Consider the following 407-nt stretch of genomic DNA (forward strand, 5'->3'; position numbering starts at 1 on the left):
CGGGGTCGCCGACCATGAAGCCTTGGGAGTGTTCGTACATGTATTCCTGGTCGTTGAAGTCGATGTTTTTGACGGCGCCCATGTAGGCGTAGTCGTGGGAGAGTTTGGAGAGTCGTTCGTAGGCGTCGGTGGAGAGTTTGGCCATCTCGAAGAGGGGTTTGGCTTCGGTGCGGGCCTGTGCTGTTGTTTCGGCGCAGTGCATTCCGCCTGAGATCGCGACCATTTTGCGTGGTGTGGTCGGGTGGGGGTGGTCGGTGGCGGCGAGTGTTTTGTCGTAGAGCTTGACCATGTTTTCGAGGAGGTCGAAGCCGAGGTAGAGGCCGCCCATGATGGCGCCGATGCCCATGGTGGCCGCGGTTTCGACGGAGCTGGGGCTGCCGGCGGCGGCTGAGATGGGTGGGTAGGGG

At 61.7% G+C, this 407-nt stretch carries 1 protein-coding gene; it reads right to left on the reverse strand.

All coding sequences use genetic code 11. From position 1 onward, the window contains the following. A partial coding sequence (locus NP777_RS47285; protein WP_449343573.1) for a hypothetical protein occupies nucleotides 1-346 on the reverse strand: 346 nt, incomplete at its 3' end. Nucleotides 347-407: the final 61 nt, after the last annotated feature.

It is taken from the genome of Streptomyces rugosispiralis (assembly GCF_024505145.1).
GTDB lineage: Bacteria > Actinomycetota > Actinomycetes > Streptomycetales > Streptomycetaceae > Streptomyces > Streptomyces rugosispiralis.